Source organism: Janibacter sp. A1S7 (genome assembly GCF_037198315.1).
In the GTDB taxonomy this organism is placed as follows: Bacteria; Actinomycetota; Actinomycetes; order Actinomycetales; family Dermatophilaceae; genus Janibacter; species Janibacter alittae.
Window position 1 is genome coordinate 825,419 of sequence record NZ_CP144913.1, and the last position, 24,212, is coordinate 849,630.

Here is a 24,212-nt window from a genome sequence, read left to right on the forward strand (position 1 = left end):
AGGGGTGTCGGACCCGTCGTGCAAGTCCCGGGGGTCAGCGGGAACGGACCAGAGAGTGTTGTGCTCGTCCGGACGTGCTGGTCTTGCGCGCTGTCCGTGAGGTCGGGTGGTTCTCCGGCGCGTAGTAGCCGTAGTACTCGGACCCGTAGCCGCCCGAGGACGAGGTGCCCACCCGGTTGAGGACGAGCCCCAGGAGCGTGTTGTCGACGGCGCCGAGCGACTCGAGCGTCGACTCGAGCTGCTCCTTGCGCACGATCGTGGTGCCGACGAGCACGATGACCCCGTCGACCTTCGTGCTGAGCACCACGGCGTCCGTGACCGGCAGAACCGGCGGGGTGTCGATGAGGACGTAGTCGTATCGGGCCGACAGTTGCGCCAGGAGATGACTCATCGGGTCGGAGGCGAGCAACTCGCTCGGGTTGGGCGGGATCGCGCCGGCGCCGATGACATCGAGGCGATCCGCACCGTAGGGCTGGAGGACGTCATCGAGGTCCACGCGCTCGATGAGGACGTCGGTCAGGCCCGCGGCGCCCTCCAGCCCGAGGTACTCCAGCAGCCGCGGACGGCGCAGGTCCGCCTCGACGAGGCAGACCCGCGAGCCCGACTGCGCCAGAGTCAGGGCCAGGTTGGCGATCGTCGTCGACTTCCCCTCGCCCGGGATCGACGAGGTGATGAGCATCGTGCGCGGGTGGTTCGCCGCATCGACGAACATCAGGTTGGTGCGCACCGCGCGGAAGGCCTCGGACCGCGGCGAGGACGGGTCGCTCTCGACGATGAGCGGCTCCTTGCCGGCCCGGGGGTCGAAGTGCACCGCGCCGATGATCGGCTCCTCGGTGATCTCCTGGACGTCGTCGTCGGTGCGCACCGTGGTGTCCATCAGATGGCGCAGCACCGCCAGGCCGAGACCGAGCAGGAGACCGAGGACCAGCCCGAGGGCGAGGTTGCGGACCGGGACCGGGCTGGTCGGCGTCGAGTTCGTCGAGGCCGGCTCGACGAGCGTGACCTTGATCGGGGAGGTCCTGCTCTCGTCCTCGGGCGACTCCACCTCGGAGACGACCGTGGGGAAGGTCGTGCCGATGGCGGTCGCGATCTCCTGCGCGTGACCGGGATCGGAGTCGGTGACCGAGACCTCGAGGAGGACGGTGTCCGGGGGAGTGGTGACGGTGATCTGCTCCGCGAGGTCCGCCGTGGCGGTGTCGTCACCGAGCTCGTCGAGCACCGGATTCAGAGCACGGGGAGTCCTCAGGAGCTGGGCGTAGGACTTCACCCGCTGCTGGGTGAAGGTGCTGCCCTGCTGGAGTGCCGACGTGTCGTCCGAGCCCGAGACGGAGACGAAGAACTGCGTGCTGGAGGTGTACTGCTTCGTCTGCAGGGCCGTCCACCCGGCGGCCAGACCCACCACCACCAAGGTGGTGATGACGATGGTCATCCAGCGCTTGCGCACGATCTTCAGGTAGTCCTGCAGCTCCACGAGCTTGGTGCCTCTCGATCAGGGGTAGTCACACGGCAACCGCGAGTGTTTCACAGCACAGGCGGTGCGGCAGGATGTGCGCATGAGCGTGCGCATCCTGACCGTCTGCACCGGCAACATCTGTCGATCGCCGTATGCCCACCTCGCCCTGCAGCATCGCCTCGACGCCGTGCGGCCCGGCACATTCGTGGTGACCAGCGCGGGCACGCACGCGATGATCGGCGACCCGGTCGACCCGGGCAGCTCCAGCATCCTGCAGGGGAGACGTATCGCCCACGACGACTTCGCGGCGCGCCAGATCACCGAGCGAATGCTGGACGACATCGACATCGTCCTGCCGCTCGAGGTCGCCCACCGCAAGATCGTGCTCTCGTACTCCCCACGCCACCTCAAGCGGGCCTTCACGCTCAAGGAGCTCGCCCGGCTGCTCGACTCGGCCGAGGCCCGTGAGCCGTGGACACAGCGGCTCGCTGGCCTGGCAACGCCGGAGGAGCGGTGGGCCGCGCTGCCGTCGCACCTGGCGCGGGAGCGCGGACTGAGCCGCGTCGCGGAAGGTGCCGACGACATCGCCGACCCCTACCGTCGCCCGCAGGAGGCCTTCGACCAGATGGCTGCCGAGGTGGATGCTGCGGTCGAGCGGATCGGGGCGTTCGAGGCGCAGTTCTGACCGAGCAGATCGAGCAGGTAGTGGCCGTCGCCCGCGCTTGACGGGCGGCTCGGCGATCGAGCGAAGGTGGGCGTCGTCGAGCAACGACGGTGTCGGTTGCCAGCCATGCCGTACCGCGGGTGGCTTGTCGTAGACCGGCATCAGCTGCGTGGACACCCGAGCGCGATCGGGTGCACCCTGGTCCCGATCCCCCGGCGAGGATGATCCCGTGCATCCCCGAACACCGGCCCGCGCCGATAGTGTGCGCCCATGGCTGGATCCTCCGATCGTCGTTCGTCGGCGCTGACGCTCCTCCTGGTCCTCGTGCTCGTGGTGGTGGTCACCGGGATGTGGGCCTTCGTCTTCATGGACAACGGGCAGTACAGCGGCACGGCCGAGGCCGCCAGCACGTCCGCAGCGAGCTCGAGCCCATCCGCGAGCACGGTCTCCGCGTCCGCCGGCCCGTCGAGCAGCTCTGCCACCTCGCCGGAGGGTGACGCGAGCATGGACGCGGCGCGCGAGGCCTTCGCCGAGGGCGGCTCCCAGGTGCTCGTCCTCGGCGACGGCACCGGCGACGGGTGGGACGAGTGGGCCTTCCTGTGGGCGGAGGAGCAGGGCATGCCGGGGGCCATGTGGATGACCGAGACCGAGAACGGATACAGCGGGTCGAGCGAGAGCACCCGGCTGTGGTCCGGGGGAATGCCCCAGACGACCGCCGACTACCCGGTCGAGCACTGGGACGCGATGTGGCCCTCGTCCGACCCGGACCTGGTGCTGCTGAACTACGGACACGTCTACTCCTCCACCGACGCCGCGACGCAGTCCATGGAGGCGCTGCGTCAGGCCATCGCCTATCAGGCACCCGAGACGCCGATCGTCGTCCTCCTGCAGAACCCGCAGGCCGACGACGCCAACGCCGACGTGCGCGAGGCGATCGGGTCGTGGGCGCAGGGCGCGGGCCTGCCGACGATCGACGTCGCGGCCGCCTTCGCCGAGTCCGACCAGGCGCCGGAAAACCTGCGGCTGGACGAGATGCACCCCTCAGAGGCCGGATCGCAGCTGTGGGCGCAGACGGTGGACGAGGCGCTGACCGGCTGACGGCCCGTGCCGCCGGTCGAGGTCATCCGCGGCCCCGGCCGCGCGAGATCACCGTGACCCAGCGGGTGGGGGTGGGGCTCGAGTGGTCTCAGGGGTGCTCGCGCACGTCGACCAGGGCGGTGTTGCCGCGCCCGTCGACGCGGATCTCGGCGTAGGCGCCATCGGCGAGGTCGGCCTCGAGGGCCTGCGCCTTCTCCTGCGGCAGGAACCAGCTCTCGATCCCGCAGCGGACCTCCCACGAGCGGTCGTCACAGGCCAGGTACGGGGTGTCCGAGGGCCGCTCGCGCAGCCACCGATCAGCCACCCAGACGTCGCCGTCCTGCCGCAGCGTGATGTAGACGGCGCCTGTCTCCCCGTCGTCGAGTGCGCCCAGACCGGTGTCGTCAGCGACCTCGCCCTCCGGCGGGGGCTGCAGGTCGGGGTAGTCCAGGCTGACGTAGGCCCCGCGGTAGGGGTCGATCGGGTCCAGCGGCGCCACCCGCACCAGATGGCTCTCCCCGGCCACGCGCGCCGACAGCTGGGGCGCCACCGCGACACCGACGAGGACCAGCTGGGCGAGCGCGATGACCGCGACCGTGACGATGCGCTTCATCGCTGCGCTCCTTCATCAGTGCCCTGTCCGGTGACCGGGTCGAGAGAGCGGGCCACACGACGCCGAGCCCGGTCGACGAGCGTCCCGGTGCCGAGGAAGACCACGCCCAGGACCACGAAGAGCCACGCACCGGTGACGATCGGCACGAAGACCGCGAAGCTCTGGAAGGTCGTGAAGGTCACCAGGGCGGCCATCGCGATCCAGCTGATGGCGCGGTGCTGGCGCAGGACGTCCAGCGCGAGCAGCCCGACCGCGAGAGCGACGTAGGCGATGATGCTCAGCGCCGCGTGCGCCCACTGGTCGAATCCGACGTCCCTGACGTCGGTGTCGACGTCCCACAGCGCAAGGAGTGCGGCCACGATGAGGACGGCGAGTGCCCCGACCGGCTCGATCCAGGCGCGATCGGATCGGCGCACCGTCAGGGCCACCGCGGCTGCGGTGAGTACGAGCGCTGCGCCGAGCTCGAGGCCCAACCACAGCGACCAGTCGAACCCGTCGTAGAGCCCGGGGATGGCAGCGACGAAGAGGGCGGCCAGGGCGAGCGCCGCCGCGGTCAGACGCCACCACCAGGCGAAGGAGCGGGCCCAGCCGTCGCAGAGCACCGCCAGAGATGCGGCGACGATCGCACCCGCACCGAGCGAGAGGACCGCACCCATCATCGCAGTGCCGTCCGTCCACAGGGGCTGCCAGATCCACCACTGGATGCCCGTCCCCAGACCGACGAGGAAGGGCATCACCGATCGCGTCAGGTGCGCGTGCAGCATGGCACCGAGCGACCACAACCCGACCAGCATCGGCTCGTAGGCGGGCACCTGCAGCGACTGCGCCGCCTGCATGATCAGCGCACCGAAGCCGAGTGCGGCGAGCAACCGGATCCCTCCGACGAGCGGCGCGGAGGCGCGGCGGGCGGCGAGCACCTCGCCACCGATGAGGACGGCCAGCCACAGGGCCGCGACGGTGACGAAGCGCGCCGTGGGCGAGAGGTCGTCGAGGTTGGCCGCGACGAGCCAGATCAGGCCGACGCCGACGAAGCCGCCGCCGAGCAGGAGCATGATGCGCCCGAGCACCGAAGCGGCCGAGCCCGACACGGGCCGGTAGCGGTCGCTGATGGCCGCCGCCTGCACGTCGTCGATGATCCCCGCGTCCCGCCACCCGACGACCTCTGTGCGCAACCAGGCATGCTGCTGCCTGCTGACCTCACGCGGTGCGCTCGCGTGCGAGATGGTGTCCATGGCAGGAGTATCCCGGGAAGGCCCCGACGCGCCATGAGTAGGTGGACCTAACCCCCTTCGCCGGAGTCGGGTCAGAGCAGGCCGAGCTCCGAGACGAGGAAGAGCACCCCGAAACCGATGAGGAAGGCGAGCCCGAGGTAGGTCAGCACCCGGATGCCCGGGGAGAGCCGGCGCTCGCTGCGGATGATCGAGAAGTTCAGCCACGCGAAGACCGGCGCGGTCAGGAAGGCACTGATCATCGCGAAGCGCAGCATCGTGCCCAGCTCCGCGCTCATCCACAGCACGATCGCCAGACCGATCCCGGCGATACCGGTGATCCACACCTCCTTGTGGCGGCGGGTCATCTCCGGCTGGCCGCGCAGCAGACGCAACGACTCCGCGCAGGCTCGCCCGTAGCCGTCCACGACGGAGATCACGGTGCCGAACATGACCGCGAAGGCGATGATCGCCATGATCGGCGTCGCCCACGTGCTGATCGCGTCCCCGTACATGTCCATCAGCTGCGGGATGTAGGCGCCACCGGCCAGCTCGAGCTCCTCGCCGCTGCCGTACTGGACGAAGACACCGAGCCCGACGAAGAAGACGGCCAGGATCGTCGAGACGACGTAGCCGGTGTTGAAGTCGAAGAGGACGTCACGCACGTGCACCGTGCGGTCCTCCGCCTTGGCCTTGACCCACAGCGAGTTGAGCGCGCTGATCTCGATCGGTGCCGGCATCCACCCGACGAGCGCGACGAGGAAGGGCAGGGTCGCGAGGTTCCACGGGGAGGGCTCGACGAACCCCGGTTGCCGCACCGCACCCTGGCTCGCCGCCATGATCACGGCCACCACGGTGGAGAGCGCGAGCACGCTGAGGATGAGCTTGGTGACCCGGTCGAGCGCCTTGTAGTGGCCACCGACGAGCAGCAGCCAGGTGATGACCATCAGGGCGGCCGCCAGCACCGGGACGCCGATGCCCCACGACGCCGGCACCAGGTAGGCCAGGATCACCGTGCACAGCAGCGCGACCCCCGCCGTCGAGACCACCGAGGACAGCGCCGCGAGGACGAAGAACACCCACAGGTAGACCCGACCCCGGCGGGCATACCCCTCGACGAGGCTGTGGCCGGTCTCGGCGGTGTACTGCGGGCCGAAGCGGAAAAAGGGGTACTTCAACAGGTTGGCCAGCAGGATCAGACCGACGAGCTGCCACCCGAAGAGCGCACCCGCCTGGGTGGAGGAGATCAGGTGCGAGGCGCCGATCGCGGCCGAGGCGGCCAGGAGCCCGGGGCCCAGGGCCGACCACCGGCTGCGCCAGGTCGATGCCGTCGTGGCGTGGCTCTCCTCGGTGGTGGTCATGCGCGGCACGTTAGCAGCGGCTCCTCGCGCTCACACCCGCAGAGGAGCGGCGCCTCCTCCGCCCCGCTCGTTCGATGTATGAGCGCGTCTTGGGACCGGTCTCCTGTGACGGGACACGCCCTGGACCACGCCGGTCCATCTCCAACCAGCACCAGGGCGGACCCAGCGCGAAGGGGGCGACTCAGGCGAGCCAGTCGCCCCAGCCGTGGTGGAGGACCAGCCAGGCGATGAGGCCGTAGCCCGCCTGGCCGGGGTGCACGCCGTCGGCGGAGGCGGCGATGTCCGCCTCCCACTGGTCGTGGCCGACGAGGGGGGTGAAGGTGTCGACGAAGGGCACGCCCCGGCGGTCGCAGACGTCGCGCTGGGCGTCGACGAGCTGACGGAGGGCCTCGTTGGTGTCCGCATCGGCCGTCGGCGGGGGACCGACGACGAAGGTCCCCACACCCTGGCTCGCGGCCTCGTCCAGCACGTTGGCCAGGTTGAGCCGGTGCCGGGCGATCGAGGTGCCCGCAGCGACGTCCGCGTGCCCGACCTGCACCACGAGGCGACGCTCGGTGGCGTCCTGGAAGCGCAGGACGCCCTCGGACTGCCAGCGCTGGGACACCCCGCCGGAGGTCTCGCCGCGCAGCCCGAGGTTGTAGTGGGCCAGCACGGCGTCCCCGAGGGTGGTGCGGGCGAGGACGCGCCCGGTCCAGCCCAGCGCCTTCTCGTCACCGATACCGGCGACGAAGGAGTCACCGATGAAGACCAACGAGACATCCCGTCGCCCCTCCTCGGGTGCGAAGCTCGCGCTGGGATTGAACTCGTTGCCGGCTGCGTCCGTCATCGGGGTGCCGCTCACGTCGGGGGTGCTCCTGGGGGTGGTGGTGCGGTCAGGTACAGCGCAGACGTTACTCGTCGTCGAGCTCGTCGTCGTCGAGGCGTGCCAGCCAGGAGGCAAGTCGATCGACGGGAGTCTCGAACTCGGGGTTGAGATCGACGAAGTGGCGCAGCTGGTCACTCACCCACTCGAGAGTGACCAGCTCCTCACCACGCCGATCCGCGAGCTCCTCGATACCGCGGTCGGTGAAGTACACGTCAGCGGTCGAAGGCCTCGCGCAGGAGCTGCTCCTGCTCGACCTTGTGCATCTTGGCCGTGCCGGCCGACGGGGCGGCGCTCGCGGGGCGGGCGACGACCTGCAGCGGACGCTCCTCGCCGTGCTCGGCAAGGTCAGCCGGGAGGTTCATGGCCAAGAAGGGCCAGGCGCCCATGTTCTCGGGCTCCTCCTGCACGATGACGATCTCGGCGTTCGGGTACTTCGCCAGCTCCTCGGCCAGCTGCGCACTCGGCAGCGGGTAGTAGCACTCGAGGCGCACGATCGCGGTCTGCTCGTCCTTGCGCTCGGCCCGCTCCTCCTCGAGGTCGTAGATGACCTTGCCGGAGGCGATGATCACCCGGGTAACCTGGTCCCCGGTCGGCGCGTCGGCGTGGTCCGGCAGCACCCCGCGGAATCCGCCGCTGGTGAAGTCCTCCGGGCTGCTCGCCGCCGCACGCAGCCGCAGCATCGACTTCGGGGTGAAGACGATCAGCGGACGACGCGGCCGGTGGTAGGCCTGACGACGCAGCAGGTGGAAGTAACTCGCCGGCGTCGACGGGAAGGCGACCGTCATGTTCTCCTCGGCGCACATCTGCAGGAAGCGCTCGATGCGCGCGGAGGAGTGGTCCGGCCCCTGACCCTCGTAGCCGTGCGGCAGCAGGAGGACGACCGAGGAGTTCTGCCCCCACTTCTGCTCCGAGGAGGAGATGAACTCGTCGATGATCGTCGTGGCACCGTTGACGAAGTCGCCGAACTGCGCCTCCCACAGCACGAGCGCGTCCGGGCGCTCGACGGAGTAGCCGTACTCGAAGCCCACCGCCGCGAACTCCGACAGCAGCGAGTCGTAGACCCAGAATCGGGCCTGGCCGTGACCGAGGTAGTTCAGCGGCGTCCACTCCTCGGCGGTCAGCTTGTCGATCAGGACCGCGTGGCGCTGCACGAAGGTGCCGCGGCGCGTGTCCTGGCCGGTCAGCCGCACTGGGGTGCCGTCCATGAGGAGGGAACCCAGCGCGAGCATCTCGCCGGTGCCCCAGTCGATGCCGCCCTCGGTGACCGAGGCGGCCCGCTTCTCCATGGCCTTCTGCAGCTTGTTGTGGATCGTGAAGTCCTCCGGCGGCGAGATGAACATGCCACCGATGTGCTTCAGGTCGCTCATCTCGACACCGGTCTCCGTGGCGGAGCGCTTCGTGTCGTCGGTCGTCTGCGAGGCCGGCCGCTCCAGGCCCGCGTTGTCCGAGCCGCCCGGGTCGTCGGGGGAGTCGGGGGAGTTCTTCAGCGCCTCCTTGGTCTCCGCGAAGACCCGCTCGAGCTGGGCCTGGTAGTCGCGCATCGCCTCGTCGGCCTCTTCCGGCGTGATGTCGTTGCGACCGATCAGCGCCTCGGTGTACAACTTGCGCACCGAGCGCTTGTTCTCGATGAGCTTGTACATCAGCGGCTGGGTCATCGACGGGTCGTCGCCCTCGTTGTGACCGCGACGGCGGTAGCACACGACGTCGATGACGACGTCCTTGTGGAACGTCTGCCGGAACTCGAAGGCGAGCTCGGCGACCCGAACGCAGGCCTCCGGGTCGTCGCCGTTGACGTGGAAGATCGGTGCCTGGATCATCCGCGCGACGTCGGTGGAGTACCACGACGAGCGGCTGGCCGAGGGGGCGGTGGTGAAGCCGACCTGGTTGTTGACGACCACGTGGATCGTGCCGCCGGTGCGGTAGCCGCGCAGCTGGCTCTGCTGGAGCGTCTCCGCGACGACGCCCTGGCCGGCGAAGGCCGCGTCGCCGTGCATCAGGATCGGCAGCACCGGGAAGTCCTCGCCGGCGTGGTTGAGGCGGTCCTGCTTGGCGCGCACGATGCCCTCGAGCACCGGGTTGACCGCCTCGAGGTGGCTCGGGTTGGCGGCGAGGTAGACCTTGGTCTTGGAGCCGCCCTCACCGGTGAACTCGCCCTCGGTGCCCAGGTGGTACTTCACGTCGCCGGAGCCCTGCACGGACTTCGGGTCCAGCTTGCCCTCGAACTCGCGGAAGATCTGTGCGTAGGACTTGCCGGCGAGGTTCGCCAGCACGTTCAGCCGACCGCGGTGGGGCATGCCGATGCAGACCTCGTCCATGCCCTCCTCCGCCGAGCGGGACATGATGCGGTCGAGGACCGCGATGACGGCCTCGCCGCCCTCGAGGGAGAAGCGCTTCTGCCCGACGAACTTCGTCTGCAGGAAGGTCTCGAAGGCCTCGGCGGCGTTGAGGCGGCGCAGGACGCGCAGCTGCTCGTCGCTGGTGGACTTCTTGTAGCCGACCTCCACGCGCTCCTGCATCCAGGCACGCTGCCCGGGGTCCTGGATGTGCATGTACTCGATGCCGGTGGTGCGGCAGTACGAGTCCCGCAGGATGCCCAGGATCTTGCGCAGCTTGAGGAAGGGCTCGCCGCCGAACCCGCCGGTGGCGAAGTGGCGCTCGAGGTCCCACAGCGTCAGGCCGTGGCTGGTGATGTCGAGGTCCTCGTGGCGACGCTGCTTGTACTCCAGCGGGTCGATGTCGGCCATGAGGTGACCGCGGACCCGGTAGGAGTGGATCAGCTCCTGCACACGGGCGACCTTGTTGATGTCGTCGTCGTGCGTGGCGGAGATGTCCGGCGCCCAGCGCACCGGCTCGTACGGGATGCGCAGGCTCTCGAAGATCTCGTCGTAGAACGCCTCCGCCCCGAGCAGGTACTCGTGCATCAGGCGCAGGAACTCACCCGACTGCGCACCCTGGATGACGCGGTGGTCGTAGGTGGAGGTCAGCGTCAGCAGCTTGGAGACCGCGTTGCGGTTGATCGTCTCGGCGCTCGCGCCCTGCCACTCGGCCGGGTAGTCCAGGGCGCCGACGCCGATGATGGCGCTCTGGCCCTTCATCAGGCGCGGGATGGAGTGCACGGTGCCGATGCCGCCGGGGTTGGTCAGCGAGACGGTCGTGCCGGAGAAGTCGTCGAGGGTCAGCTTGCCGCCCCTGGCCTTCTTGACGATCTCCTCGTAGGCGCGCCAGAAGTCGGTGAAGTTCATCTGGTCCGCGGGCTTGATCGCGGGGACCATCAGCTGGCGGGTGCCGTCGCTCTTCTCCAGGTCGATGGCGATGCCCAGACCGATGTGGCCCGGCTGCACGACCACCGGCTTGCCCTTCTCGTCCGTGTCGTAGTGCACGTTCATCGAGGGGATGCGCGAGATGGCCTTGACCATCGCGTAGCCGATGAGGTGGGTGAAGGAGACCTTGCCACCACGGCTGCGCTTGAGGTGGTTGTTGATGACGATGCGGTTGTCGATGAGCAGCTTCGCCGGGACGGCGCGCACACTCGTCGCGACGGGGACCTCGATGGAGGCCTCCATGTTCGTCACCACGCGTGCGCCGACGCCGCGAAGGGGGGTCCGCTCCTCCTGCGGCGCGTCCGCCGAGTCGTCCTTGGCTTCGCTCTTCTTGGGCTCGCTCTTCTTCGGCTCGCTCTTCTTCGGCTCGGCCTTCGTGGGCTCGGCCTTGGCTTCGCTCTTCTTGGGCTCGCTCTTCGTTGGCTCGGCCTTGGTTTCGCTCTTCTTGGGCTCGCTCTTCGTGGGCTCGGCCTTGGCTTCGCTCTTCTTCGGCTCGGCCTTCGTGGGCTCGGCCGGCGTCGGCTCGGCCTTCGTCGACTGGTCGGACGTCGAGGCGGGGGTGGCCCCCTTCGCCGTCGTGCCGTTGCCGCTGCCGTCCTGGCCGGGCTCGTAGTTCTCGAAGAACTCCCACCACGCCTCGTCGACGTTGTTGCGATCCTGCTTGAACTGTTCGTACAGCTCGTCGACCAGCCATTCGTTGGGGCCGAAGTCGTTCAGGGACACGGAGCCATCCTGGGGGTCAGGCACGGCGCATACGCCTCTTTCATCACAGTCGCGAACCGGGGCCCGAAGTCACCGCGGACCCCTACTGGGATCAAGCCTAACGTGAGCAGCGCCATGCGCGGGTCGGCGGCCCGCACCGTGTCACCCCTCGGTCATCGGAGGGTGTGGATCAGCTGATGTCGGCCCGCACCGTGCGCCACGACCCGATCCCGGCGAGCAGCGCGGCGTACCCGACGAGGACGAGCGCACCACCCCACCACTCCAGCTGGGCGCCGCCGCCGTTGGGGCCTCCGGTGACGCCGCTGACCATCGCCTGGGTCGCCGCCGACGGCAGGTACTGGGCCACGTCCTGGCCCCAGTCCCAGAAGGTGAGCGCGAAGCCGGCCAACGGCTCGACGATCCACGCCACACCGATGGCGATGAGCAGGGCCGCGACCTGGTTGGGGATGAGGATGCCCGCGCCCAGACCGATCAGCGCCCACAGGCCCAGGACGAGCAGGCTCAGGGCCAGCGTGCGGGCGACCCCGGCGGCCGGGAAGACCTCGGCGCCCCGGGCACTGAGCACGGCGGCGCCCACGCCCACGGATCCCAGGAGCGAGATGACGCCGTACATGGCGCCGATGACGAGCAGGGAGATGATCTTCGCCCCCATGACCGTGGCGCGCTTGGGCACCCCGAGGAAGGTGGAGGTGATCGTCTTGTGCCGGTACTCGCTACCGATCTGCATGACACCGATGGCCAGCGTGAGCAGGTAGGCCACGCTCAGCCCGGCGGTGTAGACGGAGTTGGCCACCTGCTCGGGGCTGCCGGCCATCTGCTGCTCGGGGGGGACGCCCGCCTGGTCCATCGTCATCAGGAAGCCGAAGAGGCCCGCGAAGGCCGCGCTGACGACGAAGACGGCGATGGCCATGCCCCACCACATGCGGGTGGTGAAGTACTTGCGGAACTCGGAGCGGATCGCACCCAGCATCATCTGTCCTTGCCTTCCTGGCCGGCGCCTGCGACGGGCGTCATCGGTTCGGCGTGCTCGCCGACGGACTCCACGGCCGAGCCGAGGTTGCGGTTGCTGCCCTCGGTGAGGGAGAAGAAGAGCTGCTCGAGGTCCGCGGCCAGGGGCCGCAGCTCGTGGACCGGGACACCGGCGCGCAGCGCGACGTCGCCGATGAGACGCAGGTCGTCGGTGTCGACGACGACCTCGCCGTCCTGCCCGGGCGTCGCGGTCACGTCGGCGACCCGCAGTGCCCCGACGAGGGTGTCGGTGTCGGTCGTGCGCACGAGGGAGCTGGCGGCTCCGCGCAGGTCACCGACCGTCCCCTCCCGCACGAGCTTGCCGTTGCTGATGATGATGACGTCGTCGACCGTCTGGTCCACCTCCTGCAGCAGGTGGCTGGAGATGAGGATCGTGCGCCCCTCGGCGGCCAGGTGGCGCAGGAAGCCGCGCAGCCACCGGATGCCCTCGGGGTCCAGGCCGTTGGCCGGCTCGTCGAGGACGAGCAGGCGCGGGTCGCCCAGCAGCGCTGCCGCCAGGCCCAGGCGCTGCCGCATGCCCATGCTGTAGCCGCCGGCGCGCTTGCGGGCGGCGGCCGGGATGCCGGTCAGCTCGAGCAGCTCGTCGACCCGGGCGTCGGGGACACCGGCGGGCGCCGCGAGGACGCGCAGGTGGTCGCGACCGGTGCGGCCGGGGTGAAAGTTGGTGGCCTCGAGCGCGGAGCCGACGTGGGTGATCGGCTGGTCGAGCTGGGCGTAGTTCTGCCCGTCGATCGTGGCCGTGCCCGAGGTGGGGCGGATCAGTCCGAGCAGCATCCGCAGGCTCGTGGTCTTGCCCGCGCCGTTGGGGCCGAGGAAGCCGGTGATCCGCCCCGGCTCGACGGTGAAGCTGAGGTCGTCGACGGCGGTGAAGTCGCCGAATTTCTTGGTCAGGTTGCGTACTTCGACGCGTGCGCCGGACACGGAAGTCATCTGCCCATCATAGGATCTGGCCATCATGACCATCGGTCTACTCCTCTTAGCCCTCGTCCTGACCTTGGGCACCGCACTCTTCGTCGCCGCCGAGTTCTCCCTCGTCGCCCTCGACCGCCCGGCCGTCCAGCGGGCCGTCGACGACGGTGACACCCGGGCCAAGCCCGTGCTCGGCTCCCTTCGCCGCCTGTCGACGTTGCTGTCCGCCTGCCAGGTCGGCATCACCGTCACCACGCTGGCGCTGGGGTACATTGCCAACCCGGCCATCGGTGCGCTCATCTCACCGGGGCTGGAGGCGGCCGGGATGTCGCCGCGGGCAGCGACCGGGACGGCGAGCGGTATCGCCCTGCTGATCGCCACCGTGTTCTCGATGATCCTCGGCGAGATGGTCCCCAAGACGCTCGCCGTCTCCGCCCCGCTGGGGACCGCCAAGGTCGTCGCCGTGCCGATGCGGGTCGTCGGCGCGATCTTCAAGCCCGCGATCATCGTGCTCAACGGCTCGGCCAACTGGGTGCTGCACCGGATGGGTATCGAGCCGCAGGAGGAGCTGTCCGCCGCACGCAGCCCCACCGAGCTCGCCTCCCTCGTGCGCACCTCCGTCGAGGCCGGCACCCTCGACTCCGGCACCGGCCGGCTCGTCGCTCGCTCGCTCGGCTTCGGCGAGCAGACCGCCGCCGACGTGATGACCCCCCGCAACCGGGCCAGTGCCATCGACCGCACCGCCACGGCCGAGGACCTCGTCGCGCTCGCCCGCCGGACGGGCCACTCGCGCTTCCCCGTGACGGCCGGCGACGACTGGGACGACATCGACGGCGTCGTCCACGTCAAGAAGGGCATCGCCGTCCCGCACGAGCGCCGCGACTCCGTGCCCGTCTCCGCGCTGATGATCGACGCCGTCGTCGTCCCGGAGACGCTGCGCCTGGATCCGTTGCTGCTGCAGCTGCGCGAAGCCGGTCTGCAGATGGGAGTCGTCGTCGACGAGTACGGCGGGACCGCCGGACTGGTGACGCTCGAGGACCTCGTCGAGGAGATCGTCGGTGAGGTCCATGACGAGCACGACCTCGCCCAGACCACCGGTCGGTTGCTCAGCGAAGGCGTCTGGACGGTGCCGGGACTGTGGCGCCCCGACGAGGTGCAGGACCGCATCGGTGCCCCGGTGCCCGACGGCGCGGCGTACGAGACCGTCGGCGGTTGGGTCATGGCCGAGCTCGGTCGCGTCCCGCAGGTCGAGGACGTCGTGCGGATCGACGGCTGGGAGGTGACCGTGGTCGACATGGACAACCACCGGGTGGACCGGCTGCGGTTCATCCGGCACGCCACGGCCGAGGGCGAAGGGGGTGAGCAGCAGTGATCCCGGTCGTCGTCACCATCGCGCTGCTGCTGGGCAATGCCTTCTTCGTCGGTGCGGAGTTCGCCGCGATGGCGGCCCGCCGCAGCCAGCTCGAGCCCCTCGCCGACGAGGGCAACAAGCGTGCTGCCGTGGCCGTCGACGCCATGCAGCACACCGGTGTGCTGCTCGCGACCTGTCAGCTGGGCATCACCATCTGCTCGGTGCTCCTCGGTGCGGTCTCGGAGGCGGCGCTGCACCACGCGCTGAACCCGGTGATGGAGAGCATCGGCGTGCCCGATGCCATCACCGGCACCGTCTCGCTGGTGCTGGCGATCCTGATCGTGGTCTACCTGCACGTGGTCGTCGGCGAGATGGTCCCCAAGAACATCGCCATCGCCGGGCCGGAGCGCTCCGCGATGATCCTCGTGCCGCCGCTGATGTGGGTCATGAAGGTCACCAAGCCGGTCATCCTGGCGATGGACGGGGTGTCCAAGGCCTTCGTCCGGGCGATGGGGATCGACCCCAAGGACGAGGTGGGCGCCGCCTTCACTGCCGAGGAGGTCCAGCACATCGTCACCGAGTCCCACAAGGAGGGGCTCGTCGAGGCGGAGAAGTACGGGCTCGTCGGTGCCGCGCTGGAGTTCTCCGACAAGGATGCCGGCGACGTCGCCGTGACTCTCGGACAGCTGATCACCGTTGATCCCGGCGCCACGCCCGACGACATCGAGCGGCTCGTGGCCAAGCACGGCTTCTCGCGCTACCCGGTCACCGGGGACGGGGGAGACCTCAGCGGCTACCTGCACCTGAAGGACGTGCTCTACGCCGACGAGGAGCAGCGCAGCCAGCCCGTGCCCGCGAAGCGCCTGCGCCGGATGGCCACCGTCCGCCCCGATGACGAGGTCGAGGACGTGCTGCGGACCATGCAACGCACCGGCACCCACGTGGCCCGCGTCGTCGGCGACGACGGTGCCGTCAGCGGCGTGGTCTTCCTCGAGGACGTCATCGAGGAGCTCGTCGGTGAGGTGACCGACTCGACCCAGCGCGGCTGACCCCCTTCGCGCCGGGCCGGCGCTCGAGAGGTGTTTGCTCCGGCCCCCGCTCGACGCTAGGTTTACGCGATAAGCGGCGGCACGGTGCGAGGTCCGCTCGCCGCCGGTGCCGCAGATCGGAGCGTCTGATGAGCACCAGGACCCACGAGGACGACGCGCGCAGGGGCGCGCCGCACCCGGAGCACAGCGCGAAGCCGGGCAGCCCCACCAAGGTCACCGGCTCGGGGTGGAAGTACACCGCTCGTCGTGCTCTTCGGGGGTTTCTCGATGACCAGTGCACCGATCTGGCGGCTGCGCTGACCTACTACTCGGTGCTGGCGGCGTTCCCGGCGCTGATCGCGATCTTCTCGTTGCTGGGACTCGTCGGGCAGAGCCAGAGCACGGTCGATGCGGTCATGCCGGTGCTGGAGCAGGTCCTGGGCAGCTCGGCGACGCAGACGCTGGAGCCGGTGGTCAGCTCGTTGGCCAGTGCCCCGGGAGCCGGCCTGGCGCTGATCCTGGGTCTGGCCACCGCGCTGTGGTCGGCCTCGGGCTATGTCACCGCCTTCAGCCGGGCGATGAACCGGGTCTACGAGATCGGCGAGGGGCGCCCCATCTGGAAGCTGCGCCCGATCATGCTGCTGATCACCCTGGTCATGGTCGTGCTGGTGGTGCTCGTCGCGCTGATGCTCGTGCTCTCCGGCCCGGCCGCCCAGGCCGTCGGCGACCTCATCGGCCTGGGCTCGGCCGCGCTGAGCGTGTGGAGCATCGCCAAGTGGCCGCTCGTGCTGGTCCTGGTGATGCTGATCGTGGCGATGCTGTACTACACCACCCCGAACGTGAAGCAGCCGAAGTTCCGCTGGATCAGCGTCGGTGCCGCCATCGCGATCCTGGTGTGGATCCTCGTCTCGATCGCCTTCGGCATCTACATCGCCACCGTCGCCAGCTACGGCAGCACCTACGGCTCCTTCGCCGGAGTGATCATCTTCCTGCTGTGGCTGTGGATCACCAACCTGGCGCTGCTGTTCGGAGCCGAGGTCGACGCCGAGCTCGAACGCTCCCGCGAGCTGATCGCCGGCATCGAGGCCGAACGCGACATCCAACTCCCCCTCCGCGACGACACCAAGATCGTCAAGGACGCCGACAAGGACCAGCAGGACATCGACAAGGGCGCCGCCCTGCGCCGCAGCGCCGGACGCACCTCGGACCCGGACAAGACCTGATCCCGCTCCGTCCCGGCCGGTGGCCCCCTTCGCGTCCGCGGGGCTGACCGGCAGCGGTGCGGCTGGTACGCAGGGGTGCTGGTGGGACGTATGGGACTGGCCGTACAGTGGAGTGATCCGGATCATACGTCCGGCCAACGTCCACTCAGGGAGGAAAACGTGGCGACCGAGAGGGCCGTACGGCCCAAACACGTCAAGGACGGGTTCTCGTCCCGCAGGGTCTTCATCTTCGCGGCCATCGGGTCCGCGGTCGGCCTGGGAAACATCTGGCGTTTCCCGTACGTCGCCTACGAGGGAGGCGGTGGGGCCTTCCTCGTCCCGTACCTGGTGGCGCTGGTCCTCGCCGGCATCCCACTGCTGTACTTCCTGTACTCGATCGGGCACCGCAACCGCGGGTCCGCTCCGTTGTCACTGCGCCGCTTCTCGAAGGGAGCGGAGTGGATCGGCTGGTGGATGGTCCTGGTCGCCGCGGTGATCGGCGTCTACTACGCCGCGATCATCGCCTGGGCGATCAAGTACACGTTCCTCTCCTTCAACCTGGGCTGGGGGGACGACCCGGCGACCTACCTCAACGGCGACTTCCTCCAGGTGGCCGACAACCCCGGGCCCACGATGGACTACGTCCCGCAGGTGCTGCTGCTGATGATCGTCGTGTGGGTCATCACCGTCGGGGTCCTGGCCATGGGCATCCAGAAGGGCATCGGACGGACCGCGCTGGTCTTCATCCCGGTGCTGCTGGTCGCCTTCGCGCTCCTGGTGATCTACTCGCTCACCCTGGACGGGGCCACCGACGGTCTGAACGCCTTCTTCACCCCGGACTGGGCGGCGCTGAAGGACAGCAGCGTATGGATCTCGGCCGTGGGGCAGATCTTCTTCAGCCTCTCCATCGGCTTCGGGATCATGATCACCTACGCCAGCTACGTCAAGCCCCGGACCGACATGACCGGCTCCGGTGCCGTCGTGGCGTTCTCCAACTCCGGCTTCGAGCTGCTCGCCGGCATCGGTGTCTTCGCGACGCTGGGCTTCATCGCACAGTCGACCGGTCAGGCGATCGACGAAGTCGTCGCCAGCGGGATCGGCCTGGCCTTCGTCGCCTTCCCGACAATCATCAACGAGGCACCCGGCGGCGCCTTCATCGGGGTGCTCTTCTTCGGCTCCCTCGTGCTCGCCGGCCTGACCTCGCTCATCTCGATCGTGGAGGTGATCATCGGTGCGGTCCGTGACAAGGCGGGCATCTCCCGTCGGGCGGCCACGTTCGTCGTGGGTATCCCGATGGCCGTCGTCAGCATCGCCGTCTTCTCCACCACCGGCGGGCTCTACGTGCTGGACACGATGGATGCCTTCGTCAACTCCTTCGGCATCGTCGGCGCCTCGTTGATCGTGATGCTGGCGCTGTCCTGGGTCTTCCGCAAGCTGCCGGTCATGGCGGCCCACATGAACGTGCACGGCTCGATCAAGCTGCTGGGCTGGTGGAAGGCACTCGTGGCCGTGGTCATCCCGGTGGCGCTGGCCGTGATGCTCTTCCAGGAGTTCCAGGACAAGCTCGAGGCGCCCTACGGGGACTACCCGGCCAGCCTGGTGAACACCTTCGGCTGGGGCATGGCGGCGGCACTGCCGATCATCGCCATCATCCTGTCCTTCCTGCCCTGGCGGGGCGTGACCGCTGTGGAGGACCCGGGCGATCTGTACGCCGAGCACGCGCTGGCCGACGGAGGTGAGCAGGAATGACTGCAGGAGCCATCATCATGATGATCATCGCGATGCTGATCATCTGGGGCGGACTCGCCGCCGCCATCACGAATCTGATGGTGCGCGGTGACGTCGACCCGGACGACGTGCGCACCGCCGAGCTGCACCGGGACCTCTGACACCCGGCACGAGAGAACCGCGGTTGGCGCCTGTCCGGCAGGCGCCAACCGCGGTATCTTTGTCAGGGACAACTCGTCACCGTGGGGGAACCATGAGCATCGAGGTCCAGCAACCGCAGCCGCACGACATCGTCGGCGACACCGTGATGGTCGCCGGCACCGCCGGTGGAGCCTTCGAGGCGAACTTCAACTACCGCGTCACCGAGGGGCACGACGAGGTCACCGGCTACTTCATGGCCGGTGACGGTATCGGTGGGCACGGCCAGTTCCAGGTCGCGGTCGACGTCTCGGGCGCCGCGTTCACCCTGCACACCGCGTTCGTCGAGGTCTTCCACGTCTCCGCGAGGGACGGGTCCGAGCTCGACACCCAGGTGGTGCCGATCATCCTCGGTGGGTTGATCGTCCCCGGGTACGACACCTACCTCGAGCACGTTGTCAGCTCGGGCGAGACGCTGTGGGGCATCGCGCAGACGCACTACGGCAACGGCAGCCTCCACCACCGTTTGCTGCACGCCAACCCCGCGATCACCAACCCCAACCTGATCCGGGTGGGTGACGTGATCCGGGTGCCCCGGGCCCTGTGAGTCCCACCTGGTCGTGAGGGAGAGTCCCGCGCAGTCATGACGAAGGGCGCCGGTCCGCTCGGATCGGCGCCCTTCGGCGTGGAGCTCGGGCCTGTGCTCGGGTGTGGAGCTCGGGCCTGTGCTGGAGTTTCTAGGGGTTCGCAGGGGTAGGAAACCCGGGTGAACCAGGCGAATATCGGGTCACCCGATATTCGCGTGACGGATGTGGCGCCCCCGGCAGTGTTTAGGTTCACGACATCGTTGACAGGTTAGGTCGTGGCGGGTGTCGATGACCGGTGATGGGTGAGTCGGGTCATCGTTGACAGATTCAGGTCGGTGATCGTTGACCGGTGAGTCGGGTCATCGTTGACGCTCGCGCGGCGCGGACGATTGGTGATGAACTCTCGTGAGAAGAATCAGGTGATCGTGCGGTCGGTGCTGGATCAGGGGTTGACGGTCGCGCAGGCCGCGGCGCGGTTCGGGGTCACGCGTCAGTGGGTGCACACGCTGGTGACTCGGTACCGGGCCGATGGCCCGCAAGGACTGGCACCGCGCAGCAAGGCACCGAAGTCACGACCGGGGACCACGAGTCAGGCGGTGCACGGGCGGATTGTCCAGTTGCGTCGTCAGCTCCACGCCGACGGCGCGGACGCCGGCCCGGAAACCATTGCTTGGCACCTGCGCGATGAGGGGTTGATGGCGCCGTCGACCTCCACGATCCGGCGGATCCTGCACGCTGAGGGGTTGGTGGTCCCGGAGCCGAAGAAGCGCCCGAAGTCCTCCTACATCCGCTTCGAGGCAGACCTGCCCAACGGGTGCTGGCAGGCCGACATCACCTACTGCTTCCTCGCTGATGGCACCCGCGTGGACGTCTTGGACTTCCTGGACGACCACTCCCGCTACCTGCTGTTCCTGCGTGCCGCATCTGCCTACAGCGGGCCCATGGTCGTGGCCGCACTGCAAGAACTGATCGACACCCACGGCGTACCGGCCTCGACCCTGACCGACAACGGGCTGGTCTTCACCGCTCGCCTGGCCGGCCGCACGGGTGGCCGCAATGGCTTCGAGAAGCTCCTGCAAGCCCACCACATCGAGCAGAAGAACGGGCACCCCGGCCACCCGCAGACCCAGGGCAAGATCGAACGCTTCCACCAGACCCTCAAGAAGTGGCTACGCCCCCGACCGGCACCGTCCACCACCACCGAATTGCAAGCCCTCCTGGACGAGTTCGCCCACTGGTACAACCACCAACGCCCGCACCGCTCCATCGGCCGACGCACCCCCGCGACCGCCTACACCGCACAGACCAAAGCCACTCCCGCCACCCCAGCGCATGACCCCGAATGGCGCACCCGCACGGACAAAATCGCCGCCGCCGGGACCGTGTCCCTGCGCTACGCCGGAAAGATGCGTCACCTGGGCCTCGGACGCGCCCTGGCAGGCCAACCCGTGCTCCTACTCATCCACGATGACCACGTGATCACCAGCCACGCAGAAACCGCAGAAATCCTGGCCGAACACCACATCGACCCCACCCGCGACTACCAACCAGCCACCCGACCACCCACCTGATCGTTGACACCGATGAGTCGCGACATCGACGACAAGCCCCGCGAACCTACAAAAAAGTCCTGAGTCGCGACACCGTGTAAACGATGTCGCGACTCAGGACAGTGGCGCCCCCGGCAGTGTTTAGGTTCACGACATCGTTGACAGGTTAGGTCGTGGCGGGTGTCGATGACCGGTGATGGGTGAGTCGGGTCATCGTTGACAGATTCAGGTCGGTGATCGTTGACCGGTGAGTCGGGTCATCGTTGACGCTCGCGCGGCGCGGACGATTGGTGATGAACTCTCGTGAGAAGAATCAGGTGATCGTGCGGTCGGTGCTGGATCAGGGGTTGACGGTCGCGCAGGCCGCGGCGCGGTTCGGGGTCACGCGTCAGTGGGTGCACACGCTGGTGACTCGGTACCGGGCCGATGGCCCGCAAGGACTGGCACCGCGCAGCAAGGCACCGAAGTCACGACCGGGGACCACGAGTCAGGCGGTGCACGGGCGGATTGTCCAGTTGCGTCGTCAGCTCCACGCCGACGGCGCGGACGCCGGCCCGGAAACCATTGCTTGGCACCTGCGCGATGAGGGGTTGATGGCGCCGTCGACCTCCACGATCCGGCGGATCCTGCACGCTGAGGGGTTGGTGGTCCCGGAGCCGAAGAAGCGCCCGAAGTCCTCCTACATCCGCTTCGAGGCAGACCTGCCCAACGGGTGCTGGCAGGCCGACATCACCTACTGCTTCCTCGCTGATGGCACCCGCGTGGACGTCTTGGACTTCCTGGACGACCACTCCCGCTACCTGCTGTTCCTGCGTGCCGCATCTGCCTACAGCGGGCCCATGGTCGTGGCCGCACTGCAAGAACTGATCGACACCCACGGCGTACCGGCCTCGACCCTGACCGACAACGGGCTGGTCTTCACCGCTCGCCTGGCCGGCCGCACGGGTGGCCGCAATGGCTTCGAGAAGCTCCTGCAAGCCCACCACATCGAGCAGAAGAACGGGCACCCCGGCCACCCGCAGACCCAGGGCAAGATCGAACGCTTCCACCAGACCCTCAAGAAGTGGCTACGCCCCCGACCGGCACCGTCCACCACCACCGAATTGCAAGCCCTCCTGGACGAGTTCGCCCACTGGTACAACCACCAACGCCCGCACCGCTCCATCGGCCGACGCACCCCCGCGACCGCCTACACCGCACAGACCAAAGCCACTCCCGCCACCCCAGCGCATGACCCCGAATGGCGCACCCGCACGGACAAAATCGCCGCCGCCGGGACCGTGTCCCTGCGCTACGCCGGAAAGATGCGTCACCTGGGCCTCGGACGCGCCCTGGCAGGCCAACCCGTGCTCCTACTCATCCACGATGACCACGTGATCACCAGCCACGCAGAAACCGCAGAAATCCTGGCCGAACACCACATCGACCCCACCCGCGACTACCAACCAGCCACCCGACCACCCACCTGATCGTTGACACCGATGAGTCGCGACATCGACGACAAGCCCCGCGAACCTACAAAAAAGTCCTGAGTCGCGACACCGTGTAAACGATGTCGCGACTCAGGACAGTGGCGCCCCCGGCAGGATTCGAACCTGCGGCCCCTGGTACCGGAAACCAGTGCTCTATCCCCTGAGCTACGGAGGCAAATGTGATGTGCCGGATGAGATTAACACCAGCGCCCGCCGTCCCGAGAATCGATCCGCCGACACGGGGGCGGCGCGTGCGGACCTAGACTGAGCGACCGTGACCCCCGAAGAGCTCTCTGCAGCGATCCGCGCCGCCCTCTCCGCCACCGTCGATGCCGGCGATCTGGCCGTCGACGTTCCCGCCGAGATCCGGGTGGAGCGACCGAAGCAGAAGGAGCACGGGGACTGGACGAGCAACATCGCGCTGCAGCTCGCCAAGCCGGCGGGGATGAAGCCGCGCGACGTGGCCGCCCTCGTCGGGGAGCGCCTGCGCGCAGCCGAGGGCATCGCCTCGGTGGACATCGCCGGCCCCGGGTTCCTCAACATCACCCTCGACGCCGCCTCCGCGGGTGAGCTGGCACGCTCCATCGTCGACGCCGGCGCCACCTACGGCCGCAACGAGGCGATGGTCGGGCACACGATGAACATCGAGTTCATCTCCGCGAACCCGACCGGGCCCCTGCACATCGGGCACACCCGCTGGGCCGCGCTCGGCGACTCGATGCGCCGCCTGCTGATCGCCTCCGGCGCCGACGTCACGGCCGAGTACTACATCAACGACGCGGGCGCGCAGATGGACACCTTCGGCGCCTCCGTCCTGGCGAGCGCGAAGGGGGAGCCCACCCCCGAGGGCGGCTACCCCGGGGCGTACGTCGACGACCTGGCGGCCACCGCCCTTCGCCTGCGTCCCGACCTGCTCGACCTGCCGCACGACGAGGCTCTGGCGACCGCCCGGCAGCTCGCGTACGAGACCCAGCTGGGCGACATCCGGGGCACGCTGACGGACTTCGGCGTGGAATTCGACGTGTGGTTCTCCGAGACGACCCTGCACGAGGGCGGTGCGGTGGAGGCCGCGATCACCCGACTGCGCGAGCAGGGTCACGTCGACGACCGCGACGGCGCGGTGTGGCTGCGCACGACCGACTTCGGCGACGACAAGGACCGCGTCATGGTCCGCTCGGACGGGGTGCCGACGTACTTCGCCGCCGACGCCGCCTACTACCTGGACAAGAAGGACCGCGGCTTCCCGGAGAAGATCTACCTGTTGGGCGCCGACCACCACGGCTACGTCAGCCGCCTGAAGGCGATCGCGGCCTGCGCCGGCGACGACCCCGACCGCAACATCGAGATCCGCATCGGCCAGCTGGTCAACCTCGGCGGGGCCAAGCTGTCCAAGCGCGCCGGCAACATCATCGAGCTGCGCGACCTCATCTCCTGGATCGGCACCGACGCCGTGCGGTACTCGCTGGGACGCTACCCCGCGGACTCGCCGCTGAACCTCGACGGCGAGGAGCTGCGCAAGCAGACCAACGACAACCCCGTCTTCTACGTCCAGTACGCGCACGCCCGCACCTTCAACGTCGCGCGCCTGGCCGCGCAGGACGGCGTCGACCGCGACGCCGGCTTCGACCCCAGCCTGCTGTCCGACCCGACCGAGGCGGCCCTGCTGGCCGCGCTGGGTGACTTCCCGCGGATCGTCGCCCACGCGGCGCAGCTGCGCGAGCCGCACCGCGTCGCCCGCTACCTCGAGGGCCTGGCCAGCCACCTGCACAAGTGGTACGACACCTGTCGCATCCGGCCGCGCCGCGACGAGGAGATCACCGACACGCACCGCACCCGGCTGTGGCTCAACGACGCCACCCGCCAGGTGCTGGCCAACGGACTCGACCTGCTGGGCGTCTCGGCGCCCGAGCGGATGTGAGGCGGTCGTGGCGACG

20 protein-coding genes and 1 tRNA gene are annotated in these 24,212 nt (G+C 68.9%); 11 read left to right on the plus strand and 10 right to left on the minus strand.

Annotated features, from left to right (window positions below):
• Positions 1 to 34: 34 nt before the first annotated feature.
• A complete protein-coding gene (locus V1351_RS04085) occupies positions 35 to 1,471 on the minus strand; it encodes a polysaccharide biosynthesis tyrosine autokinase (protein WP_338750971.1) in 1,437 nt (478 codons plus the stop codon).
• Between the two features lie 82 nt (positions 1,472 to 1,553).
• On the opposite strand from V1351_RS04085, the gene V1351_RS04090 reads away from it, so the two are divergent.
• Both V1351_RS04090 and V1351_RS04095 read left to right on the plus strand, forming a co-directional pair.
• Positions 1,554 to 2,138 (plus strand): low molecular weight phosphatase family protein, encoded by a 585-nt coding sequence (locus V1351_RS04090; protein WP_338750973.1) that lies wholly within the window; start codon positions 1,554 to 1,556, stop codon positions 2,136 to 2,138.
• A gap of 249 nt (positions 2,139 to 2,387) precedes the next feature.
• Entirely contained in the window at positions 2,388 to 3,215 is an 828-nt protein-coding gene (locus tag V1351_RS04095; RefSeq protein ID WP_338750975.1) for an SGNH/GDSL hydrolase family protein, read from the plus strand.
• An 88-nt stretch (positions 3,216 to 3,303) separates the two neighbouring features.
• Here V1351_RS04095 and V1351_RS04100 read toward each other — a convergent pair whose 3' ends face one another.
• The 8 genes from V1351_RS04100 to V1351_RS04135 all read right to left on the minus strand — a co-directional run bounded on the left by V1351_RS04100 (position 3,304) and on the right by V1351_RS04135 (position 13,243).
• Positions 3,304 to 3,807: a GDYXXLXY domain-containing protein gene (locus V1351_RS04100; protein WP_338750977.1), complete on the minus strand. Its 504-nt coding sequence runs from the start codon at positions 3,805 to 3,807 to the stop codon at positions 3,304 to 3,306.
• A complete protein-coding gene (locus V1351_RS04105; protein ID WP_338750979.1) occupies positions 3,804 to 5,039 on the minus strand; it encodes a DUF2157 domain-containing protein in 1,236 nt (411 codons plus the stop codon). The genes V1351_RS04100 and V1351_RS04105 overlap by 4 nt, the downstream gene beginning before the upstream one ends.
• A 71-nt stretch (positions 5,040 to 5,110) precedes the next feature.
• Positions 5,111 to 6,376, minus strand: a complete 1,266-nt coding sequence (locus V1351_RS04110; RefSeq protein WP_338750981.1) for an NRAMP family divalent metal transporter — start codon at positions 6,374 to 6,376, stop codon at positions 5,111 to 5,113.
• A gap of 181 nt (positions 6,377 to 6,557) precedes the next feature.
• Positions 6,558 to 7,217 carry a GDSL-type esterase/lipase family protein gene (locus tag V1351_RS04115; RefSeq protein ID WP_338750982.1) on the minus strand — a complete coding sequence of 220 codons (660 nt, stop codon included), beginning with the start codon at positions 7,215 to 7,217 and terminating at the stop codon, positions 6,558 to 6,560.
• 49 nt (positions 7,218 to 7,266) lie between these two features.
• Complete coding sequence (locus V1351_RS04120) at positions 7,267 to 7,452, minus strand: DUF6104 family protein (protein ID WP_185990315.1); 186 nt, start codon at positions 7,450 to 7,452, stop codon at positions 7,267 to 7,269.
• A gap of 1 nt (position 7,453) precedes the next feature.
• On the minus strand, positions 7,454 to 11,284 hold the full coding sequence (locus tag V1351_RS04125) for a multifunctional oxoglutarate decarboxylase/oxoglutarate dehydrogenase thiamine pyrophosphate-binding subunit/dihydrolipoyllysine-residue succinyltransferase subunit (protein WP_338750986.1): 3,831 nt from the start codon (positions 11,282 to 11,284) through the stop codon (positions 7,454 to 7,456).
• A 169-nt stretch (positions 11,285 to 11,453) separates the two neighbouring features.
• Positions 11,454 to 12,257: an ABC transporter permease gene (locus V1351_RS04130; protein ID WP_338750988.1), complete on the minus strand. Its 804-nt coding sequence runs from the start codon at positions 12,255 to 12,257 to the stop codon at positions 11,454 to 11,456.
• On the minus strand, positions 12,254 to 13,243 hold the full coding sequence (locus V1351_RS04135) for an ABC transporter ATP-binding protein (RefSeq protein ID WP_338750990.1): 990 nt from the start codon (positions 13,241 to 13,243) through the stop codon (positions 12,254 to 12,256). Before V1351_RS04135 ends, V1351_RS04130 begins: the two co-directional genes overlap by 4 nt.
• 25 nt (positions 13,244 to 13,268) lie before the next feature.
• On the opposite strand from V1351_RS04135, the gene V1351_RS04140 reads away from it, so the two are divergent.
• From V1351_RS04140 to V1351_RS04175, 8 genes are all read left to right on the plus strand, one after another.
• Complete coding sequence (locus V1351_RS04140; protein ID WP_338750992.1) at positions 13,269 to 14,594, plus strand: hemolysin family protein; 1,326 nt, start codon at positions 13,269 to 13,271, stop codon at positions 14,592 to 14,594.
• Positions 14,594 to 15,622 carry a hemolysin family protein gene (locus tag V1351_RS04145; protein ID WP_422389018.1) on the plus strand — a complete coding sequence of 343 codons (1,029 nt, stop codon included), beginning with the start codon at positions 14,594 to 14,596 and terminating at the stop codon, positions 15,620 to 15,622. The genes V1351_RS04140 and V1351_RS04145 overlap by 1 nt, the downstream gene beginning before the upstream one ends.
• Positions 15,623 to 15,750: 128 nt before the next feature.
• Entirely contained in the window at positions 15,751 to 16,824 is a 1,074-nt protein-coding gene (locus tag V1351_RS04150; RefSeq protein WP_338750996.1) for a YihY/virulence factor BrkB family protein, read from the plus strand.
• A 159-nt stretch (positions 16,825 to 16,983) separates the two neighbouring features.
• Entirely contained in the window at positions 16,984 to 18,552 is a 1,569-nt protein-coding gene (locus V1351_RS04155) for a sodium-dependent transporter (RefSeq protein WP_338750998.1), read from the plus strand.
• Positions 18,549 to 18,692 carry a methionine/alanine import family NSS transporter small subunit gene (locus tag V1351_RS04160; RefSeq protein ID WP_338750999.1) on the plus strand — a complete coding sequence of 48 codons (144 nt, stop codon included), beginning with the start codon at positions 18,549 to 18,551 and terminating at the stop codon, positions 18,690 to 18,692. The genes V1351_RS04155 and V1351_RS04160 overlap by 4 nt, the downstream gene beginning before the upstream one ends.
• 92 nt (positions 18,693 to 18,784) lie before the next feature.
• Positions 18,785 to 19,276, plus strand: coding sequence for a Gmad2 immunoglobulin-like domain-containing protein (locus V1351_RS04165; RefSeq protein ID WP_338751000.1), 492 nt, complete (start codon positions 18,785 to 18,787; stop codon positions 19,274 to 19,276).
• Positions 19,277 to 19,651: 375 nt separating this feature from the next.
• On the plus strand, positions 19,652 to 20,827 hold the full coding sequence (locus V1351_RS04170) for an IS481 family transposase (protein ID WP_338750181.1): 1,176 nt from the start codon (positions 19,652 to 19,654) through the stop codon (positions 20,825 to 20,827).
• A gap of 272 nt (positions 20,828 to 21,099) precedes the next feature.
• On the plus strand, positions 21,100 to 22,275 hold the full coding sequence (locus V1351_RS04175) for an IS481 family transposase (protein WP_338750181.1): 1,176 nt from the start codon (positions 21,100 to 21,102) through the stop codon (positions 22,273 to 22,275).
• 102 nt (positions 22,276 to 22,377) lie between these two features.
• On the opposite strand, the gene V1351_RS04180 is transcribed toward V1351_RS04175, so the two are convergent.
• Positions 22,378 to 22,453, minus strand: a tRNA-Arg gene (locus V1351_RS04180).
• A 99-nt stretch (positions 22,454 to 22,552) separates the two neighbouring features.
• Between V1351_RS04180 and argS the strand changes: the two genes are divergently transcribed.
• Entirely contained in the window at positions 22,553 to 24,196 is a 1,644-nt protein-coding gene (argS, locus tag V1351_RS04185) for an arginine--tRNA ligase (protein ID WP_338751001.1), read from the plus strand.
• Positions 24,197 to 24,212: the final 16 nt, after the last annotated feature.

Coding starts and splice junctions, on each gene's coding strand:
- V1351_RS04090 (WP_338750973.1), top strand. CDS start 1,554: ATGAGCGTGCGCATCCTGACCGTCTGCACCGGCAACATCTGTCGATCG.
- V1351_RS04095 (WP_338750975.1), top strand. CDS start 2,388: ATGGCTGGATCCTCCGATCGTCGTTCGTCGGCGCTGACGCTCCTCCTG.
- V1351_RS04100 (WP_338750977.1), bottom strand. CDS start 3,807: ATGAAGCGCATCGTCACGGTCGCGGTCATCGCGCTCGCCCAGCTGGTC.
- V1351_RS04105 (WP_338750979.1), bottom strand. CDS start 5,039: ATGGACACCATCTCGCACGCGAGCGCACCGCGTGAGGTCAGCAGGCAG.
- V1351_RS04110 (WP_338750981.1), bottom strand. CDS start 6,376: ATGACCACCACCGAGGAGAGCCACGCCACGACGGCATCGACCTGGCGC.
- V1351_RS04130 (WP_338750988.1), bottom strand. CDS start 12,257: ATGATGCTGGGTGCGATCCGCTCCGAGTTCCGCAAGTACTTCACCACC.
- V1351_RS04135 (WP_338750990.1), bottom strand. CDS start 13,243: ATGACTTCCGTGTCCGGCGCACGCGTCGAAGTACGCAACCTGACCAAG.
- V1351_RS04140 (WP_338750992.1), top strand. CDS start 13,269: ATGACCATCGGTCTACTCCTCTTAGCCCTCGTCCTGACCTTGGGCACC.
- V1351_RS04150 (WP_338750996.1), top strand. CDS start 15,751: ATGAGCACCAGGACCCACGAGGACGACGCGCGCAGGGGCGCGCCGCAC.
- V1351_RS04160 (WP_338750999.1), top strand. CDS start 18,549: ATGACTGCAGGAGCCATCATCATGATGATCATCGCGATGCTGATCATC.
- V1351_RS04165 (WP_338751000.1), top strand. CDS start 18,785: ATGAGCATCGAGGTCCAGCAACCGCAGCCGCACGACATCGTCGGCGAC.
- V1351_RS04170 (WP_338750181.1), top strand. CDS start 19,652: ATGAACTCTCGTGAGAAGAATCAGGTGATCGTGCGGTCGGTGCTGGAT.
- V1351_RS04175 (WP_338750181.1), top strand. CDS start 21,100: ATGAACTCTCGTGAGAAGAATCAGGTGATCGTGCGGTCGGTGCTGGAT.